We start from the raw sequence: 21,574 nt of genomic DNA, 5'->3' as shown, positions 1-21,574 counted from the left end.
CGGAGTTCCCCGAGGAGACTCCAAGACCATAACAGTCGGAGTTCCCTAAAGGAACCCCAATGCGTAGACTGATCCCATGCAGCGCACGGACTTCGGCGCGATGGCCTGCTCGATCGCCCGCACCCTCGACGTCATCGGCGAACCCTGGTCGCCGCTCATCCTCCGCGACGTCTGGGCCGGACTCACCCGGTTCCAGCAGCTCCAGGCCGACCTCGGCATCTCCCGCAAGGTCCTCACCGAGCGCCTCGACCACCTCGTGGAACGCGGCGTCCTCGAACGCCGCCCCTACGACCAGCGCCCCAGATACGAATACGTCCTCACCGAACGCGGCACCGAGCTCGTGGACGTCCTCATGGTCATGGCCGCCTGGGGCGACCGCTGGCTAGCCGGAGAAGCCGGCCCACCCGTCCTCTACCACCACAACACCTGCGGCGAAACCAGCAACGCCGGCCTCCACTGCACCCACTGCGGCGCCCGCATGCACCCCACCGAAGTAACCCTCCTCCCCGGCCCCGGCGCCCCCTGACCTACCCAAGCACCCCAAGCTGCCACCGCACCCGAGCCCCGACGGCCTCGGGCAACTCGTCCCGCGCGTCCTCCAACAGCCGGACGAGCGCGGCCCGCGCCTCCTCCGACGGGCGGCCGTAAACCGTCGCCGCATCGCGCGCCATCCAGGACCCCAGGTCGCTCCGCGCCGCCTCCGCCAGGTCCGGATCACGCGCTGCGAGCAGCCGCAGATCGGCGTCCAGCCGCGTCCAGGTGTCGCGCCGCAGCAACAGCTTGTGCGCGGCCCTGCGGATGTGAAGCGGACGCGCCGGCCGAAGCAGACGCCTGAGCGTCTCGACCGGGACGGTCACCTCGTGCGCGACCATCGCCCGGCTGACCGTGCGAACCACGGCCGGGGAAGGGTCCGTCAGCAGCGCGCCCCACTCCTGGCCTGACCGCGCAGTGCCGAGTACGCGCGGACGGCCGCAGCGCGTACGCGAGGCAGCGTGTGCTGAAAGAACGGCGCTACTGCCTCGGCATCGTCGCGGCCGCCGGACTCTGCGAGGCCCAAGATGAGGCCGGCGACAGCTGTTGTTTGGTCCTCGTTCCCGGCCAGGGCGGTTCTGTAGTGGTGGGCTGGGTCGTCGCCTGCGCGTCTTGCGGCCCATTGCGCGACGGCGCGCACTGGCGCGGACCGGTCTCCCAGGAAAGCCCGGCCGCGCTCGGGGTTTCCCAGGCGGACGAGTGCGGTGAGGGCCAGGGCGCGGAGGTCGCTGCCGGACGAAGGCAGCAGGGGCTCCATGAGGTCGGGGCGGTGCCGGGCGGTCGCTTGCGCGGCGATGTACTCGCCCGCCCAGGTTCGGCAGCGGGTGTCGGATTCCTTCTGGACTGCGTCCAGGACGTCCTGCACGCGGGTGTCCGGGCGAGGCAGCCATGCCTGGTAGACGAGGCGGCGGGTGTAGCGGTCGTCCAGGGTGCGGAGTGCTGCGAGGACGTTGGGGGGTGCGTCGGGCAGGAGTTGCGCGAGCAGGTCCAGGACGAAGTCGCCTCGGCGGCGGGCTGCGAGGTGCGTTGCGGTCAGGACGGCCGTCGCGGCGTTTGTGGTTGGGGTTTGCAGGGCGTCCCGCAGCAGGTTGGGGAGGACGGCTCGGGCGGCGTCGCGGACGGGTTTGGCCCAGTCGGCGGCGCGGATCACGACGAGGGGGAGGAGCGGGGACAGGTCGTTGGCGGGGTGGAGGGCCGCTTCGCGGATGCGGCCGTCCGCTGAGCACAGGGCCAGGAGGAGGGCGGTCTCGGTGGTCGGCGTTACCGGGGGCGGGGTGGGGTGGCGGGCGGGGTAGCCGTGTTCCTCGATGTCGTTGAGGCGCAGCTGCTCGTCCAGCTTCAGCCACGGTCGGGCGTTGGTTGATTGCCGGGCTTGGTGGAGTTCGTCCGGGATCACGGCTTTGCTTGTCAGGCGGTGACGTGGACGGTGGAGCCGGTGCGGGTCTTGGTGACCTTGAGTTGGGCGGGGATGCGGGTGCGGAGTTCGGCGACGTGGCTGACGACGCCGACGGCTCGGCCGCCGTCGCGGAGGGCGTCGAGGACGGCCATCACCTCGTCGAGGGTCTCGTCGTCCAGGGTGCCGAAGCCCTCGTCGACGAAGAGGGTGTTCACCTCGGTGCCGCCCGCCTCGGCGGTGACGACGTCGGCGAGGCCGAGCGCGAGGGACAGGGACGTGATGAACGACTCGCCGCCCGAGAGGGTGGCCGGGTCGCGGTCGGCGCCCGTCCAGGCGTCCACGACGCGCAGGCCGAGCCCGCCGCCGCTCTTGCTGCGGTCGCCGGCCGCCTTGTCGACGGTGTGCCGCAGGACGTAGCGGCCCGCGGACATGCGGCCGAGGCGCTCGTTGGCGGCGGCGACGACGCGTTCGAGACGGGCCGCGAGGACGTAGGCGGTCAGCGAGATGCTGTCGCGGTTGGCCGGGGAGGTGCCGGAGACGAGCCCGGCCATGCGCTCGGCGACCGCGTAGGCCTCGGCGGCGGGGCGCCACGCGGCGACGGCGGTGGCCAGCTCGCGGCAGCGCTCGTCCAGCCGGGAGAGGCGCAGTTCGGAGCGGGAGACGGCGGACGCGGCGGCGGTCGCGGCGGCTTCCGCGCGCGCGGCGGCGGCCTCGTAGGCGGGTAGGTCCGGGGCCGGACGGTCGGCGGCGGCGCGCAGTTGCGGGTCCTTCAGCGCGTTCTCGACGACGGCCTCGGTCTGCTCGTAGCGGCGGAGGCGGTCGCGGAGGGGCGCCTGGTCCTCGTCGTCCAGCCAGGCGGCGGACGCGGCCTCCGGGCTGGCGAACAGTTCCTCGGTCGCGGCGCGAGAGGCGGCGTCGCGGGCGGCGGCCAGCTCGCGGGACGCCTGCTCGGCGGTGCGGAGGGCCTCGGCGGCGGCGCCGAGCGCGGACGCCTCGCGGTCGAGGCGGTCGATGCGCGCTTCGAGCGTCGGGTCGTCGCCGCGGGCGGCGTCGAGTTCGGCGGTGAGCCGGACGTGCTGGTCGGCGAGGCCCTCGTCCTGCGCGCGGACGGTCTGGACGTTCGCGGAGACCTCCTCGTGCCGGGTCCGGAGCCGCTGCTCCTCGCCCTGGACGCGGCGCAGCTCCGCTTCGAGGTGCTCGGCCCGGGCGGCGACGGCGGCCAGCTCGTCCTGGCGTTCGCGCGCGGCCTGGAGGGACGCGGCGAACTCGGCGGCGGGCTCCTCGCCCGCGACCTCCAGCTTGGCGTCGTACTCGCCGCGCAGCTCGCGGACGCGCAGCTTGGCGTCCTCGCGGCGCTTCTCGGCCGCCTCGAAGGCGGCGCGGGCCCGGTCCACGGCGTCCTTGTCCGGAATGTCGCCGGACGGGGTGGCCGGTTCGGGGTGCTCGGTCGCGCCGCAGACCCGGCACGGCTCGCCGGGTTCGAGTTCGGCGGCGAGCACGGCGGCCATGCCTTCGAGCCGCGCCTGCTGGAGGTCCTGGTACACGTCGCGGGCGTTCTGCGCGGTGTCGACGGCCTCGCTGTGCCGGTCGTCGGCCTGCTCGATGGCGACGGCGAGGTGGTCGCGGCGCTCGGCGGCGGCCAGTTTCCGGTCCAGCTCCTCGGTCGCGGCGCGCGAGCCCGGAAGTTCGGCGGCGGCGACCCGGGCCTGCTCCACGGCCGTCCGGTGCGCTTCGACGCGTCCGGGCAGCTCTTCGAGCGCGTCGGCGAGCTGCGCCAGCTCGGCGTTGAGCCGGATCTGCGTCGTTGAGAGCTGCTCGCGCTCGCGGGTGATGTCGCGGAGGCGGTGCGCGGTCTCGCGGCGTCCTTCCAGCATGGCGATCTCGTCGCGGCGGTCGCGCTCGGCCTTGGTGAGGACGTCCTCCGCCGCGCCCGGCGGGACGAGCGTGGCGACGCGCGTCCGGACGGCGGCCGCATGGGCGCGCGCCCGCTGCTCCTGCCCCTCCCGCGCCGCCACCTCCTGGACGACCCGGATGACCCGGTCGGCGCGCGCGGCGGCGTCCAGCCGCGCGGCCCAGCTCGCGCGGGCCTCGGCGTATTCGGCCAGCTGCTCGCGCTTGCGCAGCGCGTCGGCGTGCTGCTGCTGGTGCTTGGCCAGCTCGCGCGCCGCGTCGAGCTCCTCGCGCGCGGCCGACGCGGCGTCCACGGCGTCCCGGTGCAGGTCACGCTGGACGTCCAGGATGTCCCGATGCTCGGCGACCAGCCCGCGCGCCCAGGCGGGCAGCGACTCGACCGTCTCCAGCGCGTCCTGCGCCTCGCCGCCGCGCGGCTGGCCCTGCCTCGGCGCGGGGACGGGCGACGCGTCGTGCGGGCCGCGCTCCCCCGCCACCTCGGCGATGCGTCCCGCGACCGACTCGGCGTGGACGCGCCGCGCGTCGGCGTCGCGGCCGGCGTCCCGGCGCCGCTCGGCGAGCCACTGCTCGACCGACGAGAACACCTCGGCGGAGAACAGGCGTTCCAGCACCTCGCGGCGCTCGCCCGCCTTCGCGCGCAGGAACCCGGCGAAAGCGCCCTGCGGCAGCATCGCGACCTGGCAGAACTGCGCGGCCGTCATCCCGAGCAGACGGCCGATCACGTCGTCGGCCTCGCCGACCCGGGTGGACAGCGCGACCCACTCGCCGTGCTCGAACTCCTCCAGGACGACCTTGGCGTTCTCCTTCGTCAGGCCCTCGCCGCGCTTCTTCGGCCGGAACCATTCGGGCGAGCGGGTGATGCGCAGCCGCCGGCCCCGGATCGTCGTCTCCAGCTGGACGCTCGGCGCGAGGTCGGGCGCGGCGTGGTCGCTGCGCAGCCCGCGCGCGCTGTTCCGGACGCCCGGAACCTGCCCGTACAGCGCGAAGCAGACCGCGTCGAGCACGCTGGTCTTGCCCGCGCCGGTCTGCCCCTGGATCAGGAACAGCCCGGCGTCGGCGAGCGCGCCGAAGTCGATCTCCTGCTCGTCGCCGAACGGGCCGAACGCGGTGACGACCAGCCGGTGCAGTCGCATTACCGCAGCGCCTCCTTGCGGCGGAACGCCTCGAACGCCTCGTGCAGCAGGTCGCTCTCGGCCTCGGACGCGGGCGTGCCGGTGACCTCGGTGACGAAGTCGGCGGCGATGTCGAGGTGCGAGCGCTCGTGCACGCGCTCGGCGAACGTGCGCGGCCGCGGGACCCCGCCGGACGCGTCGGGCTCGAAGTTCAGCGCGAGCGTGTGCGGGAAGCGGCGGCGCAGCTTCTCCATCGCGGCGGTCGGACGGTTCGGGTCGGTGACGGTGATCTGGAGCCAGTGCCCGGTGAAGTCGTCGTAGCGCGGCGATTCGAGGAGGTCGTCGAGCCTCCCGCGCAGGCGCGCGACGGGACGCGGCACCGGCGCCTCCACGAACTCCTCGCCGAGCGAGCCGTCCGGGCGCAGGTCGATGAGCCAGGAGCCCTTGAGGTGGTGCTCCTCGGAGAACGAGTAGGCGAGCGGCGAACCCGAGTAGCGGACGCGTTCGGTGATGCGCTGCCGTCCGTGCAGGTGGCCGAGGGCGGCGTAGCCGATGCCGTCGAACACCGCCGCCGGGACGTGCACCGCGCCGCCGACCGAGATGTCGCGCTCGCTGTCGCTCGGCTCGCCGCCGGTGACGAACGCGTGCGCGAGGACGACCGAGCGCGTCCCGTCCGGACGCGTCGCCAGGTCGGCCCGGACGCGCCGCATCGCCTCGCCGAGCGCGGCGGCGTGGCCGCGTTCGGGCAGGTCCCACTGGGGACGGACGATCTCGGGCTCCAGGTACGGGATGCCGTAGACCGCGACGTCCTCCACCATGACGGGCTCGCCCACGCGCGCGGGGTCGGTGCGCAGGTGCACGCCCGACGCGTCCATCATCCGGGCTCCGAAGCCGAGCCGGCGCGCCGAGTCGTGGTTGCCCGCGATGAGCACCACGCGGGTGCGCTCGGCGAGCCGCTCCAGGGCCTCGTTGGCGAGCTTCACCGCGTCCACGCCGGGCAGCGCGCGGTCGTACACGTCGCCGGACACCAGCACGCAGCCGACGTCCTCCGCGCGCACCGTCTCGACCAGGTGGTCGACGTACGCGGCCTGCGCGGACAGCAGGTCCTCGCGGTGGAACGATCTGCCGAGATGCCAGTCGGAGGTGTGGAGAATTCGCATCGCGGACGACACCCTAAGCGCCACCCCCGACACAACAGGCTCAGAAACGCCGCCCCGCACGGGATTCCCCGTCCGGTATGACGCTCGGTGATATCGTCCGCACCCTGCGCGGCCGGGCGTGCCGTCCCCTAGAGTGACGCGCGTGAGCGAGCGTCCCTATGTGCTGCTGAGCTGCGCGATGTCGATCGACGGGTACATCGACGACTCGGCTCCCGAGCGGCTGCGGCTGTCCACCCCGGCCGACTTCGACCGGGTGGACGCGGTCCGCGCCACCTGCGACGCGATCCTGGTCGGCGCCGGAACCGTCCGGGCGGACGACCCGAAACTGCTCATCAAGGGCGAGTCGCGGCGCGAGAAGCGGGTCCGTCAAGGGCTCCCGCCCGACCTCACCAAGGTGACCGTGACCTGGAGCGGCGACCTCGACCCGGACGCGCGGTTCTTCACCACCGGCGAGTCGCCGAAACTGGTGTACGCGTCGTCCGGAAACGCGCCCGCGCTCGCGACGCGGCTCGGCGACCGCGCCGAGGTGATGGACGCCGGCGACCCCGTCCACTTCCCCGCGATGCTCGCCGACCTGGCAAAACGCGGGGTGAAGCGGCTGATGGTCGAGGGCGGCGGCGGCATCCACACCGCGTTCCTCACCCAGGGCCTGGTTGACGAGATCCAGCTCGTCATCGCGCCGTTCCTGCTCGGCGACCCGTCCGCGCCGCGCTTCGTCGGCTCGGGCGTCTTCCCGCAGTCCCCGGATCGTCCGATGCGGCTGGAGGACATCACCCGCATCGGCAACCTCGTCCTGCTGCGCTACCTGGTCGGAGAGCACCGTGGCTGACGATCCCGACGAGCGGTGGCTGGCACTGGCCTGCGACCTGGCCGAACTGTGCCCGCCGTCCGAGACCGCATTTTCGGTCGGCGCGGTCGTCGTCGGCCCGGACGGCACGGAACTGGCCCGCGGGTTCTCGCGCGAGTCCGACCCGTCCGACCACGCGGAGGAGGCGGCGCTCGCGAAGCTCGCGTCCGTGCCGTCCGGCGCGACGATCTACAGCTCGCTCGAACCCTGCGGAGCGCGCAAGTCGCGCCCTCGCCCCTGCGCCGAACTGATCGTCGCGGCCGGAATCCGGCGCGTGGTGTTCGCATGGCGCGAACCATCCCTCTTTGTCGAAGGCGTAGGCGACGAGTACCTGCGCGCGCACGAGGTGGAGGTCGTCGAACTCCCGTCCCTGTCGGCCCGAGCCCGCAAACCCAACGCCCACCTCCTCGACTGACCGTCGCGCCTTGATGAGACTGGCGTCTCATTCCTCTTGCGGACGCCCGGGTGCGTCGTGCGATGCTGTCTCCCAAGCAAGCATTCGGTCAAGCCGGGAGGCGGCATGCGCGAACACGATCGGCTGTTCATCGGCGGCGAGTGGACGGCGCCCGCCGGCACCGGCACCATCGACGTGGTCTCCCCGCACACCGAGGAGCTCGTCGGCCGCGTCCCGGACGGCACCGAGGCCGACATGGACCGCGCCGTCCAGGCCGCGCGCCGCGCGTTCGACCACGGCCCCTGGCCGCGGATGGCGCCCGCCGAGCGCGCCGAGATCCTCGGCCGCCTCTCCGCGATCTACGCCGAGCGCCAGCAGGCGATGGCCGACCTGGTCACCGAGGAGATGGGCTCGCCCATCCTCTTCTCGATCTTCGGCCAGGCCGCGCTGCCGCAGATGGTGCTCCAGTACTACGTCGACCTCGCCAAGGACTTCGCGTGGGAGGACGAGCGTCCCGGCATGCTCGGCCCGGTCACCGTCACCCGCGAGCCGGTCGGCGTCGTCGCCGCGATCTACCCCTGGAACGTCCCGCAGTTCACGCTGATGCTGAAGCTCGCGCCGGCGCTCGTCGCGGGCTGCACCGTCGTCGCCAAGCCGTCCCCCGAAGCCCCCCTCGACGCCTACCTCCTCGCCGAGTGGGCCAAGGAGGCCGGCGTCCCGGACGGCGTGCTCAACTTCGTCCCGGCCGGACGCGAGGTCGGCGCCTACCTCGTCTCCCACCCCGGCGTCGACAAGGTCGCCTTCACCGGCTCGACCGCCGCCGGACGCAGCATCGGCGAGGCGTGCGGCCGCCTGCTCCGCCCCGCCACCCTGGAGCTCGGCGGCAAGTCCGCCGCGATCATCCTGGAGGACGCCGACCTCGCGGCGACCATCGAGGGCTTCAAGATGGCGTCCCTGATGAACAACGGCGAGGCCTGCGCCGCGCAGACCCGCATCCTGGCCCCCCGCAGCCGCTACGCCGAGGTCGCGGACGCCCTCGGCACCATGGTCTCGTCCCTCGCCGTCGGCGACCCCGCCGACTACGGCACCGAGATCGGCCCCCTCGTCGCCCGCCGCCAGCAGGACCGCGTCGAGAACTACATCCGGATCGGCCAGGACGAGGGCGCCAAGATCATCGCCGGCGGCCTGGACCGCCCGCACGACCGCGGCTGGTACGTCGCCCCCACCGTCTTCGCCGACGTCTCCAACGACATGCGCATCGCCCGCGAGGAGATCTTCGGCCCCGTCCTCGCCCTCATCCCCTACGAGGACGAGGACGACGCCGTCCGCATCGCAAACGACAGCGACTACGGCCTCGGCGGCTCCGTCTGGACCGCCGACGTCGCCCACGGCGTCGACATCGCCCGCCGCATCCGCACCGGCTCCTGCGGCGTCAACCTCTACGTCCTCGACCCCAACACCCCCTTCGGCGGCTACAAGGACTCCGGCCTAGGCCGAGAACTAGGCCCCGAAGGCCTCACCGCCTACCTAGAACACAAGGCCATCCCCCGTCCCGCCTAGAACCACCCCAGCGCCCCAGGCGCAAACCGCCTCCCCCGCCCCCTCGCAAACCGAGAAGCGCGGACAGAGCCGCGCGTGAACCCATCGCAGTCTCCCGCTCCGCTTAGAACAAGCCCGGCGCTCCAGGCGCAGAGCGCCTTCCGCGCCGGGCGCGTTGGTGCAAGCCGGGGGCCACAAACGGCGCCCGCCCCGCGCGCGAACGCGTTAACAAGGGCCCGCGCGCGAACGCGTTAACAAGGGCCCGCGCGCGAACGCGTTAACAAGGGCCCGCGCACAACGCCGAAGGCGAGTGCGCGGGCCCTTGATGGCGAAGCCATGCAGCATTCGCACGAGCTTCCGGGCCGGGGGCGAGCCGCTAGGCGAGCCCCCGGAGCCGGAGGCTCAAAAAGCAGAGCGCGCCGCACATCGCCGAGGCGGGGCCACGGGCGGCGCGCGACGCCGGAGGCGAGTGCGCGGGTCCTTGGTGGGGAAGCCATGCAGCATTCGCGCGGGTTTCCGGGCCGGGGGTGAGCCGCTAGGCGAGCTTTGAAACCGGTGTCGCACCCAGCGGAACCTGACGCACATTGGCAAGCCGGGGGCCACGGACGGCGCCCGGCCCGCGCGCGAACGCGTTAACAAGGGCCCGCGCACAACGCCGGAGGCGAGTGTGCGGGCGCTTGATGGCGAAGCCATGCAGCGTTCGCACGTATTGCGGGCCGGTGGGCGAGCCGCTAGGCGAGTCCGGCGGAGCCGAAATACAAAAAGGACGGCCCCGGGCGGACGGGGATCACCTGGCGCCCGGTGGTCGGTGATCCCCGTTCGGCCGGGGCCGTCCCGTGGGTCCGCGCGGCGGGGCGGAATCGCCGCGCGGGCACCGGAGGGTGGTTCGCGGGCCGGGGTCAGGTCACGGGGACCGGGCTCCAGCCGTGCCGGTGGTGGCAGGCGCGCGCCACCTCCGGGTCGATGTCGCCGGTCACCAGGAGGCGGACGTCCGGGACCGGCACGGGCGCGTGGTCGAAGGTGAGCGCGCGCAGCTTCTCCGGGGTGACGACGGCGGCGGTGGCGTGGTGCGCGCCGATGGCGTGCAGCAGCGGCGCGACCTCGGGCTCGGGGACGCCGACGAGGGTGGCGCCGTGCGCGAGGCACAGGTCGGACAGGCCGATCAGGACGTCCGGGCGGCAGTCGCGGACACCGCACACCAGCACGTCGCCGGAGCGGACGCGGGTGACGGCGGCGAGCCGGTGCAGCGCGCCGAACCGGTCGGCGTGGGTCAGGTCGACGGGCGGCTCGAACAGCCGCAGGGCGGGGTCGCGCGGGACCTCCGGCGGCGGGCCGGACGGCCCGGCGCTCCCCACGCCGGCCCCCTCGCCGTGCGACCCGCCGCCCGCGTCCCCCCACGCGGCGGCCGTGTCTCCCCACACGGCCGCCTGCTCCCCCCACCGGGCGGCCGTCCCGCCGGCGGCGCCCGCCCCGACGAGGCGGGCGAACGACGTCGCCCCGGGGTACTCCCCGAAGGCGAACGCCTGCCGGACGTACGACCGCTCGGTGGCGGCGAGGGCCGCTGCCGCGACCTCGCCGCCGGTCACCAGGAACCGGGCCCCGCACTCGGTCATCATGCGGGCCAGCTCGCCGACCGTCGCGTCGAGCGGGAGCGGCGCGGGCACCGCGCCCGCCGCGCACAGCGCGTGGACGGCGAGGGTCAGCTCGGCCACGCCCGCGAGCTGGACGGCGGCCACGTCGCCGGACCGGACGCCGTGCCGGTGCAGTCCGGTCGCGGCGGCCGGGACCAGCGCCGCGAAGGCGCCGAAGCCGATCCGCCGGTCCGGGTCGACCAGCGCGGGGCGCCCGCCGAACCGGGCCGCGTGCTCGCGGGCGGAGGCCAGCACGGCCCGGGTCACGGTGGGCTCGGCCACCGTCCCCGTTCCGGCTTCTCCCTCGGGCATGGGCTGAACGTACGGAGCGCGGCCGGGCGGCCACATCCGCAGAACTGTGTAGGTGGGTATGTAGCTCATCAGGACAGCCCCGCCCGCTGGAGTAGCGCCCGGCGCCGCACCCGCCCCCCGGGGGACCGCGGGATCATGTCGACCACGTGCACCGCGACGACCTTCCGGTAGGACGGCACGTGGCCGTTGACGTAGGTGAGCAGCTCCTCGCGCGCGACCGGACGCGTCGCCACGACGAACGCGTGCGGCGCGAGCCCCACCTCCAGGTCGGGGACGGGCACGATCACGGCGTCCGCGACGGCGGGGTGCGCGGCGAGCACGGCGTCCGGCTCGGCGGGCGGGTCGGGGCGTCCGGCGCCGAGCCTGCCGAGGATGTAGACGCGGCCGTGCTCGTCGGCGAACGCCTGGTCGCCGGTGGTGAGCCAGCGCACCGGGACCGCGGCCGCCGAGGTCATCGGCAGCCGCAGGCACAGTTCGCCCGGCTGGTAGGCGGGCTGGTCGGTGCCCGTGGCCGGGTCCAGGACCCGCCAGGCGACGCCGAGCAGGCCGCGGCCGACCGAGTCGAGCGTGCCCTCCTCCACCCCGCGCGGGTTGAGGTGGGTGATCCCGGCGGCCTCGGCGGTCCCGTACGCCTGCCGGACGGGGCAGCCGAGCCGGTTCGCGCAGGCGCGCGCGGCCTCGGCGGACAGCGGGCCGCCCGCGCTGACCACGGCGCGCAGCGAGCGCAGGTCGTACCGCGGGACGGACCGGTCGTAGGCGAGCACCTCGACCAGCCGCGGCGGCGCGAGCAGGACGGTGACGCGGTGGTCCTGGATCGCGCGGAGCAGCTCGTGCCGTCCCGCGCCGGCGAGGGTGACGACGGTCGCGCCGAGCCGCAGCCCGGGGTTGAGCAGGCCGTTCAGCGCGATCGGGTCGGCGAGCGGCAGCGCGGACAGCGCGATGTCGGACGGCCCGACCAGCCCCGCGTCGGCGACCCGGGTGAGCCCGGCGACGACCTCGGCATGGGTGAGCCGGACGGCCCGGGCCGGGACGCCCTCGCCGCGCGTGCACGCGATGAGCGCCGCGTCGCGCGCGGGGTCGACCGGCACGTCCGGCGCGGGCGCGGCCGTGTGCAGCGAGGCGACGGACTCGACGTCCGGCTCGTCCCCGAAGCAGAACAGCCGCCTGACCGCCCGCGTCCGGACCACGCCCCGCCGTCCGCCACCGAACCCGGACCAGGGCATCTCGGACGACCCCGACCGCCGCGAGTCGGACGACGCAGACCGTCCGGTGTCGCCCGGCGCGTTGTCGGAGGGGTCGGGTGGGGGTGGGGTGTTCGGGAGGGGGGTCACGAGGTCGCGGAGGGCGGATTGCTCCATGCCGCGGAGGGCGGTGCGCTCCATCTCGCGGAGGGCGGTCTGGGCGATGTCGAGCAGGACGGGCCAGGTGATGACCACGCGCGCGTCGGCCTCGGTGAGCAGGGCCGCCAGCTCGGCGGCGGGCAGGGTGGGGCGCACCGGCATCGGGGTCGCGCCCGCGGCCGTGACGGCGTGCAGCGCGACGACGAACTCGGGGCTGTCGGGGAGGTGCAGGGCGACGACCGTGCCAGGGCCGACGCCCTCGCGGGCGAGCCCGGAGGCGAGCGAGCCGACGGCGGCGGCGAGGTCGGCGTGGGTCATCGCGCGGTCGCCCATGGCGTCGACCACGGCGAGGCGTCCGCCGGTGCGCGCCTCGGCCGTCCCCTCGTCGCCGGCGTCCGCGCCGAACACCGCACGGGACACCGTCACCGCGGGGTGACCGGACGCCGCGTCCACACGCATGCAGATCATGCGACCGACGCTACGGCCGCCGCCCCCGGTGGCACATGCACACGATTGTGCACGTTGGTATGTAGCTCAGCGCAGCTGCGGCTGGTCGGTGAGGTGGTGGTCGACCGCCCACACGGCGATCTGCGCCCGCGAGTTGTAGCCGAGCTTGGTGAGGATGTTCGCGACGTGCCGGGCGGCGGTCGCCGGGCTGATCACCAGCTCGCTCGCGATGCCCTTGTTGCTCAGGCCGCGCGCGACGAGCCGCGCGATCTCCCGCTCCCGCGCCGTCAGCGTGCTGGGCGCCCCGCCGCCCGGCGCGGCCTCGTCCTTGGCCGTCCCGCCGGACGCGAACACTTCCTTCCCGGACGCAGCGCCCGATGCGGACGCGTCCGATGCGAACGGGTCCTTGGCCGCCGGTTCAGCGGGCAGGAAGGCTCCCCCGGCGGCGAGGGACGGGTCCGGGGTTTCGGTCGTGGTGGCGGGTTCCGGGTCGTTCTCGTCGGTGCCGAGGGCGAGGGCTATGGCTTCGTCCGGGGCCAGGGAGCGGCCCTCGTCGAACCACTGCGCGACGACCGGTTCGCCCATCGCGCGGCGGATGGGTTCCAGCATCCCTTCGACGCGCGCGCCGTGGCCCGGCCGTCGCTGGACGGACGTCCCCGACGGGTGGGCCGGGCCGTCCGGATGCGGAGTGTGGCGGCGCGCGGCGGCCTCGCGTAGTCCAGCAGCGGCGCCCGTGAGCAGCACCGCGCCGCGCGAGTCGCCCTCGCATGCGAGAAGTTCCGCGAACGCCTCCAGTCCGCGCGCGATTTCCGGACGAACCCCAGACGCACGGCTGAGCCGCAGCGCGCGCGCTAGGGAACGGCGGGCGAGCGGCGCATCCCCGGTTGCAAGGGCGACTCGTCCGAGTCCGGCGAGCGCGCGTGCCAACTCCGGACGCGCCTCGATCTCAACAAGAGCCGGAAGCGCTTCGGTGAATCGGGCGCGCGCGCCGGAGGCGTCCCCGCGAAGTTCGGCGATCCGGCCCAGCCCTATCAGCGCGTGTGCGGCGCCCCAAAGCTGCCCGATGTCGCGCATCACATCGAGTCCGGATTCGTAGGCGAGGCTCGCCTCGCGCATGCGTCCGGAGCGCGCGAGCATGTAGCCGCGCGCGATGTGCGCGTAGCCCCGGTTCCACTCCTGCCCGGGGGCGTCGGTGAGGGCGTCCGCCTCGTCCAGGCGGTCGGCGGCCTCGGTGTAGCGGCCAGCGCGGGTGTGGGCCTCGGCGAGCGTGATCAGCGAAGCGGCGGCCATGAACCCGTCCCCGGCGCGGCGGCAGGGGTCCAGGGCGCGTTCGGCGAACCCCGCGGCGCGCGGGAAGTCGCGGGCGCTGAGCGCGAGCTGCGCGCGGCCCGCGAGCGCCGGGCCGAGGACGATCGCGGGCAGGCCGCGGCTGCGCGCGAGGAACCGGTCGGTCCACTGCGCCCACTCGGCGACGCGTCCGCGCGCGATCCAGTACGAGCGCAGCGCCGTGCAGATGCGCAGGCCGCCCTCGACGTCCTCGCGGTCGAGCGCCCAGGCCAGCGCGGCGCGGATGTTGCCCAGCTCGGCGTCGCAGCGGTGGAACAGCGCGACCCGGCCCGCCCAGTCCGCCTCGGACTCGGCGAGCGCCAGCTCCCCGTCCCGCTCGGCCGCCTCCAGGACGCAGTCGCGGTGCCGGTCCCGGATCGTGTCCTCCTCGCCCGCCTCGGCGAGCCGCTCGGCGGCGTACTGCCGGATGCTGTCCAGCAGCCGGAACCGGGTTTCCCCCGCGATCTCGTCCCCGACGACGACCAGGGACTTGTCGACCAGCGCCGTGAGCAGGTCGAGGACGCCGCGCGGCGGCAGGCCGTCCGCCGAAGGCTCGGGCTCCTCGTCCAGGCCCGGCAGGTCGGCCAGGTCGGGAAGTTCCGGCAGGTCGGGAAGGTCGGGCAGGTCCATCAGGTCGGCGCCGAGCCCGGCCGGGTCGGCGCAGACGCGCTCGGCCTGGCCGAGCGTCCAGCCGGTGAACACCGACAGGCGGCGCAGCAGGGTGCGCTCCCGGTCGTCCAGCAGCTCGTGCGACCAGTCGATCGCGGCGCGCAGCGTGCGCTGCCGGTGCGGCGCGGTGCGCGCGTTCCCGCCGAGCAGCCGGAACCGGTCGGCGAGCCGCCCGGCGATCTGCTCGACGGTCAGCACCCGCAGCCGCGCGGCGGCCAGCTCCAGCGCGAGCGGGACGCCGTCCAGCGCGCGCCCGACCTCCTCGACCGCCGCGGTGTTCTCGGCCGTCACGGCGAACTCGGGCCGGACGGCCCGGGCCCGCTCGGCGAACAGCCGCACGGCCTCGCCCGGATCCAGCGGCGGGACGCGCCAGACCGTCTCGCCCGCGGTGCGCAGCGGCTCGCGGCTGGTGGCGACCAGGCGCAGCCGCGGGCAGCGCGGCATCAGCGTCCCGGCCAGCTCGGCGCACTCGGCGACGACGTGCTCGCAGTTGTCCAGGACGAGCAGCACGGCCCGGTCGCCGATCGCGTCCGCGAGCGTGACGGCCAGCTCCCGCCCGTCCTCCTCGGACGCGCCGAGCACCGCCGCGACCCGCCGCGCGACCACGTCGGCGGGCCCGCCGGGCGCGATGTCGGCCAGCTCGACCAGCCACACACCGCCCGGATGCGCGGCAAGGACGCCATGCGCGACATGCACCGCGAGCCGCGTCTTGCCGATCCCGCCCGCCCCGCAGAGCGTCACGGCCCGCGTCGTCTGCAGCAACCCGCGCAGGTCCGCCACGTCCCGCTCCCGCCCGACGAACGCATTAGGCTCCCCCGGCAAATTGGTCCGCACCACATCGGTGGGTGGGGGGCCTTCGGACGGGTCGGAGGGCATGGTCGCCTCGGGCGCGCCGGGGGGCGGGGTCTTGCCTGGCGCGGCGGCGGGGTGGTTCGGTGTCATGCCAGCGGCCTCCACAACCTCCGGCGTGCCGGACCGGGGGTGCCTCGGCAAGGGGAGCTTCCCTGTTCCCGAGTCGTCCTCACCGGGAGTCTTTCACCCGGTCCGGGGCCGCGTCCCGGAATCGCTACGGAGAACTATCTCCCGCCGCTTTACCTGGAGGGCCGAAAACATGCCGCCGGACCGTGACCGGGCGGGCACGGCGCGTTCCCGCCGAACACGCCCGAGCGGCTCCGATTCCACCCTCGGGGCCCGCTGGCCTTACCGTAGTTCGCCGTGTCCCACCCCTCCGATCCGACCTCCGACACCACGCCGACCTTGGACGACGCCCTGGTCGGCGAGGCCGTGCTGGGCGTGTACCGGCAGATGTTCGCCGCGCTCGCCCGGGACGGCGGCGCGGTCGTGGACGACCCGGAGCTGGTGGACGTCGCCGAGACGCTGCTCGCCGCGTTCGCCGACGCGGGCGAGGAGGGGCTGAGCCGCGAGCAGATGCGGTACGTGTGCCGCCGCTACCCCACCGAGGTGTTCGAGAACCGGCTGCGGGTGCTGCGCGGGCTCGGCGCCGTCCGGGAGGTGTTCCCGAAGCCGAACCAGCTGCGCTACCGGGCGTCCTTCACCTCGGTGGTCGGGCTGATGTTCGTCCGGCGGATGATGCTGGACGGCGGCCAGTCCGAGATGCACCGGCTGCTCGCGCTCGAACAGCTGAACGTCGCGGACCCGCGGATGACGCCCGCGCAGGCCAGGGACGGCGCGGCGGGCCTCGCCCGCGCGTTCCGGCTGTGGAGCGTCGAGCTGCTGACCCTCACCAACGGGACGATCGAGGAGCTGCGCGAGCAGGCGCCAAAACTATGGGGCACCGAGGAGATCCTGCAGCGCGCCGAGCGGCTGCACGGCGCGATCCTGCGCCGCTGGCCGCAGCTCGACCGGGCCTGCACCGACCTGCGCACCGCGATCTACGCCTACGGCGACGCGTCCCGGCGGGCCGCCGCGCGCCTGTCCGATTCGGCCGGGACGACCCGGAACCTGACCCTGCTGCCGCCGGAGACCTGGCGGACGTTCGCCCGCACCGCGTCCCGCGACGATCTGGCCGCCGTCCTGGAGGGCTTCGTCTTCGACGCGCCGGCGCCGTGGCACGAGCCGTCCGCGGTCGTCCAGGCGGTGGAGGACGGTCCGCGCGCCACCCCGCCGCGCCCGGCGCCGCCGCGGCCGTCCGTCCCCGATCCCGGCCTTTCGGACGACACGGGCGGCGACGCGACCGCGACCGAACGCCTGCGCGCGGTCGCCGAGCAGGCCCTCCGCGGCCGCGACCGGATCGCCGTCGAGGACCTGCTCACCCAGGACTGGCCGACCGCCCGGCGCGTCCTCGCCGACCTGTCGTCCGCCCACCTGCACCCCGAGCTGCCCTACCGGCTGACCTGGTCGGACGGTCTGGCCGTCCGGCCGGACGGCTCCCCGACCTGGCTCTCCCCCGGCACCTTCGAGCGCACCGACGTGAAGCACGTCGCCGCTCCCCGAAAGGCGGGAGCCGATGAGTAAGGCAAGCGCCGAGTCCAAGGCGGACGTGGATCCGGGGGTTCTCGCCCGGGCGCGCGCCCGCGTGCTGGGAGGCGCGTCGCAGGCGGTGACGGAGCCGACGCCGCCCGGGGTGGTGGCCGCGTCCGACGGGGAGCGGGTGTGGCTGCTGTCCGCGTGGCCGGACGGAGCGACTCCGGCATTGCTGGAGGAGTACGACACCGCGCCGATGCCGCTGGACCGCTCCGGGCAGGCGCGGCGCGTCCTGGCGGCGGCGCTGCGCTGCTGCTGGACGCGCCTGGACGACGCGCCGTGGCCGGGCGAGGCCGCGCCGGTCCAGGCCGTCCTTGAGGTGTACGGGGGGATGTCGCGCGGCGACGCCGAGCTGGCGCGGCGCTGGGCGACCGGCGAGCTGCGGCGGCTGTCGGACACCGGCTGGCTGCTGCTGGACGAGGCCGCCGGGGTCGTCCGCCCGGGTCCGCGCGTGGCGCTGTGGCCGGACGACTCGCTCGGCCCGCTGCGCGACCTGCTGCGCCGCCTGCCCGAGCCGCCGCAGGGGGTGATCGCGGGTGAGTGAGGCGTTCGAGCCGCTGCTCCGGTCCTACGACGAGCGGCGGCGGTCGGAGCTGGTCGCGGCGTACATGGCGGTCGAGCACGCGGCCGAGCCGGTGCCGGAGGCGCGCTTCGCGGGGCTGCGCGAGCCCGCGTCCCGCCGGACGGTCGAGGCGATGCTGAACCTGTCCGGTCGCACGCTGATCCGCGCGGACCGGACGTCCTGGACGTCCGGCTACCGGGACGAGGTCGCCGCCGAACTGGCCCGCGACCCCGCGTGCGTGCCGCCCGCCGGGGACCGGGCCGTCCTGGCCCTGGTGCTGATCCACTCGGTGGCGATCCCGCGCGCGGCGGGCCGGCTGCCGGACGACACGTGGCTGTCGCCGCACCCGACCCCGTTGGAGGAGCTGCGCCGCCGCTCCCAGCTGCCGATCGGCGAGCTGGAGTCGGCGCTGCGCCGGCTGCGGCTGGCGGGCCTGGTCACCCAGGTCCGCGCGGACGGCCGGACCGACGGCGCCGACGCGGGCGGCTTCGTCCCGGGTCCGCAGTTCCACCGCCTGACACCGGCCGCGCGCCGCCGCCTCCAGGAGGAGCTGATCCTCGCGGCCGGCCCGGACTCGCCGCTGGCCGCGACGATCCGCGCCCGCCGCCGCAGCCGCGAACGCGCCGAACAAGAAGCCGCAGCAAGGCGCGAAACCTCCGCTGAGCGGGCCGGGGTGGAGCAGGGAGACGTGTCAACGCAGGACGTCCGGGAGGAGGGGTTGTGAGCGCTGTTCTTGATCCGTTGGTGCCGGGGCCGGCCCGGGCCGGGGGTGAGGCCGAGGACGTCGTCGGGGGGCGGACGCTGGTCGCCGTCCAGGCGGTGAACATCTCGCGGCTCTCGACGCATCCGGTGCCGACCGTGCCGGGGACGCTGATCGTGGTCGCCGGGCAGGGGCCGAAGGACTCCAACGGCGCGGGCAAGTCGTCGTTCATCGCGTCGATCACGGCGCTGCTCGGGGACGAGCAGTGGCGGTTCGCGTCGGGCGCGCGGGCGGTCGCGGAGCTGCTGTTCAACGCGGAGCTGGCCGCGCAGGGCGACCAGCAGTGGGCGTCGGCCGACCACGGCTACATCGTCGGGGTGTTCGACCACGCGGACGGGGACGGCTCGGACGCCCTCACCGTCTGGCTGCGGGTGAACGCGGACGCGCCGCACCTGGAGCTGCGCTGGCGGCAGGGCGTGCACCTGGCGTCGGCGGCGTCGGAGGCCGAGCGGGTCACGATGGCCGACGCGCTGTGGGCGTCGCTGCCGCGCAGCGCGGGCCGCCGCGACTTCGTCGCCAAGGACCTGTCGCGCGTGCTGTACGGCGGGCAGGTGCGGTGCGTGTCGTTCCTGTCGACGTCCGTCCGGTCGAGGGTCGCGACGAACCTGCTGTCGCAGCCGCTGAACGAGATCAGCCCGGAGCGGATCTTCTCCGCGATCGCGGCGCTGACCGGCCTGGACCGGGAGCTGGAGGCCGAGCGGGTCTCGCGGGCCGAGGAGCACCGCGAGCGCGCGAAGGCGGCCGAGGCGACGGCGCGGCTGGCCGAGTGGGAGCGCGAGGCGGCGTCCCTGCTGAAGACGTTCGACCGGCGCGACAAGGCGCGCGCCGAGGTCGCGGCGGCGCTGCGGAACTGGCGGACGCGCCAGGCCCGGCTCCTGGTGGACGCGGCGGAGGCCGACGCTTCGCTCGCCGCCGAGCTGGCCGCGCTGGAGGACGAGTCGGAGACCGTCCGGCAGGCGGCGCGGGCGGCCGAGAAGGAGGCCGAGCAGCTCACCGGCGGCGCGCTGGACGCGCAGGTCGCCGAGGCGCAGGCGGCGCTCGCCGAGCTGAAAGGCCGCGCCGACCAGCTCGGCGCGGACAAGGCCGTCGCGCGCAACCGGATGGAGGAGCTGCGGCGCCGGGTGTCGGCGCTGGAGGAGCGGCGCCGCGAGGCGGACGGCCGCGACGAGGACACCGCGCGCCGCGAGCTGGCCGGTGCCGAGGCCCGCCGGGACGAGGCGCAGCAGGAGTTCGGCATGGCGCGCGGCGCGGTCGCGCGGGCCGAGCGCGCGCTGGCCGAGGCGGAGGCGGGCGAGTCGAGCGCGCCCGCGCAGATCCGCGCGCTGGCCGGGGCGGGCGTCGCGTCCGTCGGGCTGCTGGACGCGGTCGAGCTGGCCGAGGACGTCCGGGACCGCTGGGAGGCCGCGCTGTGGCCGTACCGGGAGGCGGTCGTCCTGGACGCGGCTGACCTGCCCGCCGCGTCCGAGGCGCTCGGGTCGCTCCCCGGCTCCATGATCGTCCCTGCGGACGGCGCGCTCACTGAAGCCGCGCCCGAGGCCAAGGGCGCGTTGCCCGAGGGCGTCCGGTGTGATCTGCCGCTTTCGCGGTTCTTCGCGGCCCTCGAAAGCGGCGACGGGACGGGCGTGGTGATCCTCGGGGGGTTCCCCGAGCCGGTGACCGGGCGCGTCGCGCGCGTGCAGGCCGCCCGCGCCGGGGTCACGGACGCGCAGAACGCGCTGGAGGAGGCGCGCCAGCGGACCTCGGACGCCGCCGCCGACGTGGCGCTCGCGACGCGGCGGCTCGGCGGGGCGCAGGCCGGGGCCGAGCTGGACGCCGTCCGGGAGGCGATGGCGGCGCTGCGCGAGGAGCTGGAGGAGCTGGCCGGCGGCGAGGCGAAGCTCGGACCGCGGATGGGGTCGGCCGAGCAGGCGCTGCGGCGGCTCCAGGCGAAGGCGGACACGCGCGCGCTGGAGGTCGACCGGCTGCGCGGCCGCCGGGAGGCGCTGGAGCGCGACCGCGAGAAGCTCGCCGCGAAGGCCGCGGAGCTGGGCGGACGGCGCGCGGCGCTCGGTCTGGACGTCCTGGAGAAGGAGTGGGGCGAGTCGCGCGAGGCCGCCGCCGAGTGGCTCGGCGCGCTGACCGCCGACGAGCGCACCTGGACGCCGGACGAGTGGTGGCACACCGCCGAGAAGCACCTGTCCGAGGCGCTGCGCCGGGTTTTCCCGGACGGCGTGAACGACGAGGACATGCCGGAGGAGGTCCGGTTCCTGCTGCGCGAGCGCGTCGAGGGCGAGGGCCGCCGGACCGAGCGGGAGCAGGCGACGTTCCCGCGGCTGGTGCGGTCGCTGGAGTCGTACCTGCGCCAGCAGGAGGACTACGAGCGGCACCAGCGCCGGCAGATCGAGGTGCAGATGGCGGCGCGCCGCGCCGACCTGGACAAGGCGAGCAAGGGCGCGGACGAGGCCGCCGGCGCCGCCGAGGCGCACCGGACGGCGCTGACCGCCGCGATCCGCAGCCGGCTGCAGCGGGTCGCCGAGGAGTTCGAGAAGCTGGACGTCCAGTACGGCGGGTACGGCGCGACACTGGAGTTCCCGACACCGGAGCCGCCCGGCGACCCCGAGCAGGAGTGGCGCTGGCGGGTCACGCCGAAGTGGCGGCGCAGCGACGGGCAGCGGTACGTCCCGTACAACCGGCGCGCGAACACGGCGCTGATGGACGAGAAGGCCGTGAAGCTGGTGTGCGCGGCGGCGCTCGCGTCGTCCGGCGGCGGGCGGCTGTGCCTGGTGCTGGACGAGCTGGGCCGCAACCTCGGCAAGGAGCACCGCAAGGAGGCCGTCGCGCTGTTCCGGGAGATCGGCGAGCAGCACGGCATCACGGTCATCGGCGCGCTCCAGGACGACATGGAGCCCTACGCCATCGACGCCTGCGGGCAGTACATCAAGCTGCGCCGCTCGTCCGACACGATGCCGTACAACGAGCCGCCGGTCGTGGTCGGGTACGACGAGCACGAGCCGCGGGTGCGGCGGCTCGCCGCCGCGATGACCGCGGCCCGCGCGCAGCCCGTCCCCGCAGCTCCCGGCGGCGCGGAGGCCGCGGTTCCCGGCGGCGAGGAGGCCGCGGTTCCCGCCGAGTGACATGCATGAGACTTGGAGATGAGATTGCCCTTGGGGAGGT

General features: G+C 75.0%; 15 protein-coding genes. 8 read left to right on the top strand and 7 right to left on the bottom strand.

Features of this window, described 5'->3' with window-relative positions; all coding sequences use genetic code 11:
- Positions 1-76 precede the first annotated feature (76 nt).
- Positions 77-526 (top strand): winged helix-turn-helix transcriptional regulator, encoded by a 450-nt coding sequence (locus tag FHU30_RS08120; protein ID WP_253873556.1) that lies wholly within the window; start codon positions 77-79, stop codon positions 524-526.
- A 1-nt stretch (position 527) separates the two neighbouring features.
- Here the strand turns inward: FHU30_RS08120 and FHU30_RS08115 are convergent, their stop codons facing one another.
- Genes FHU30_RS08115 through FHU30_RS08100 form a run of 4 tightly spaced genes read right to left on the bottom strand, consistent with a single transcriptional unit; the run spans position 528 to position 6,110 of the window.
- Complete coding sequence (locus FHU30_RS08115) at positions 528-896, bottom strand: hypothetical protein (RefSeq protein ID WP_253873555.1); 369 nt, start codon at positions 894-896, stop codon at positions 528-530.
- Positions 897-913: 17 nt separating this feature from the next.
- Positions 914-1,927, bottom strand: coding sequence for a hypothetical protein (locus FHU30_RS08110; RefSeq protein ID WP_253873554.1), 1,014 nt, complete (start codon positions 1,925-1,927; stop codon positions 914-916).
- An 11-nt stretch (positions 1,928-1,938) separates the two neighbouring features.
- Entirely contained in the window at positions 1,939-4,971 is a 3,033-nt protein-coding gene (locus FHU30_RS08105) for an AAA family ATPase (RefSeq protein ID WP_253873553.1), read from the bottom strand.
- Positions 4,971-6,110 (bottom strand): exonuclease SbcCD subunit D, encoded by a 1,140-nt coding sequence (locus FHU30_RS08100; RefSeq protein ID WP_253873552.1) that lies wholly within the window; start codon positions 6,108-6,110, stop codon positions 4,971-4,973. Before FHU30_RS08100 ends, FHU30_RS08105 begins: the two co-directional genes overlap by 1 nt.
- Before the next feature lie 142 nt (positions 6,111-6,252).
- Here FHU30_RS08100 and FHU30_RS08095 point away from each other — a divergent pair, with 142 nt between their 5' ends.
- The 3 genes from FHU30_RS08095 (at position 6,253) to FHU30_RS08085 (ending at position 8,911) form a co-directional block, all read left to right on the top strand.
- A complete protein-coding gene (locus FHU30_RS08095) occupies positions 6,253-6,939 on the top strand; it encodes a RibD family protein (protein ID WP_253873551.1) in 687 nt (228 codons plus the stop codon).
- Entirely contained in the window at positions 6,932-7,372 is a 441-nt protein-coding gene (locus FHU30_RS08090) for a cytidine/deoxycytidylate deaminase family protein (RefSeq protein ID WP_253873550.1), read from the top strand. The genes FHU30_RS08095 and FHU30_RS08090 overlap by 8 nt, the downstream gene beginning before the upstream one ends.
- A gap of 105 nt (positions 7,373-7,477) precedes the next feature.
- Positions 7,478-8,911: an aldehyde dehydrogenase gene (locus FHU30_RS08085; RefSeq protein WP_253873548.1), complete on the top strand. Its 1,434-nt coding sequence runs from the start codon at positions 7,478-7,480 to the stop codon at positions 8,909-8,911.
- 878 nt (positions 8,912-9,789) lie between these two features.
- Here the strand turns inward: FHU30_RS08085 and FHU30_RS08080 are convergent.
- The 3 genes from FHU30_RS08080 to FHU30_RS08070 all read right to left on the bottom strand — a co-directional run bounded on the left by FHU30_RS08080 (position 9,790) and on the right by FHU30_RS08070 (position 15,557).
- Positions 9,790-10,833: an AMP-binding protein gene (locus tag FHU30_RS08080; protein WP_253873546.1), complete on the bottom strand. Its 1,044-nt coding sequence runs from the start codon at positions 10,831-10,833 to the stop codon at positions 9,790-9,792.
- Positions 10,834-10,901: 68 nt separating this feature from the next.
- Entirely contained in the window at positions 10,902-12,641 is a 1,740-nt protein-coding gene (locus FHU30_RS08075) for an AMP-binding protein (protein WP_253873544.1), read from the bottom strand.
- A gap of 66 nt (positions 12,642-12,707) precedes the next feature.
- Positions 12,708-15,557, bottom strand: coding sequence for a LuxR C-terminal-related transcriptional regulator (locus tag FHU30_RS08070; RefSeq protein ID WP_253873542.1), 2,850 nt, complete (start codon positions 15,555-15,557; stop codon positions 12,708-12,710).
- Positions 15,558-15,830: 273 nt separating this feature from the next.
- Between FHU30_RS08070 and FHU30_RS08065 the strand changes: the two genes are divergently transcribed.
- Genes FHU30_RS08065 through FHU30_RS08050 form a run of 4 tightly spaced genes read left to right on the top strand, consistent with a single transcriptional unit; the run spans position 15,831 to position 21,534 of the window.
- Entirely contained in the window at positions 15,831-17,090 is a 1,260-nt protein-coding gene (locus tag FHU30_RS08065; RefSeq protein ID WP_253873540.1) for a hypothetical protein, read from the top strand.
- Complete coding sequence (locus FHU30_RS08060) at positions 17,083-17,643, top strand: hypothetical protein (protein WP_253873539.1); 561 nt, start codon at positions 17,083-17,085, stop codon at positions 17,641-17,643. The genes FHU30_RS08065 and FHU30_RS08060 overlap by 8 nt, the downstream gene beginning before the upstream one ends.
- The gene (locus FHU30_RS08055) at positions 17,636-18,385 is read left to right on the top strand and encodes a DprA-like winged helix domain-containing protein (RefSeq protein ID WP_253873537.1); all 750 of its coding nucleotides are present in this window, start codon (positions 17,636-17,638) and stop codon (positions 18,383-18,385) included. Before FHU30_RS08060 ends, FHU30_RS08055 begins: the two co-directional genes overlap by 8 nt.
- Complete coding sequence (locus FHU30_RS08050) at positions 18,382-21,534, top strand: coiled-coil domain-containing protein (RefSeq protein WP_253873535.1); 3,153 nt, start codon at positions 18,382-18,384, stop codon at positions 21,532-21,534. Before FHU30_RS08055 ends, FHU30_RS08050 begins: the two co-directional genes overlap by 4 nt.
- Positions 21,535-21,574 lie beyond the last annotated feature (40 nt).

Source organism: Actinomadura rupiterrae, assembly GCF_024172125.1.
Lineage (GTDB): Bacteria > Actinomycetota > Actinomycetes > Streptosporangiales > Streptosporangiaceae > Spirillospora > Spirillospora rupiterrae.
Note: the sequence above shows the minus strand (reverse complement) of the source record. Positions and strands in the feature narration are given on the sequence as shown.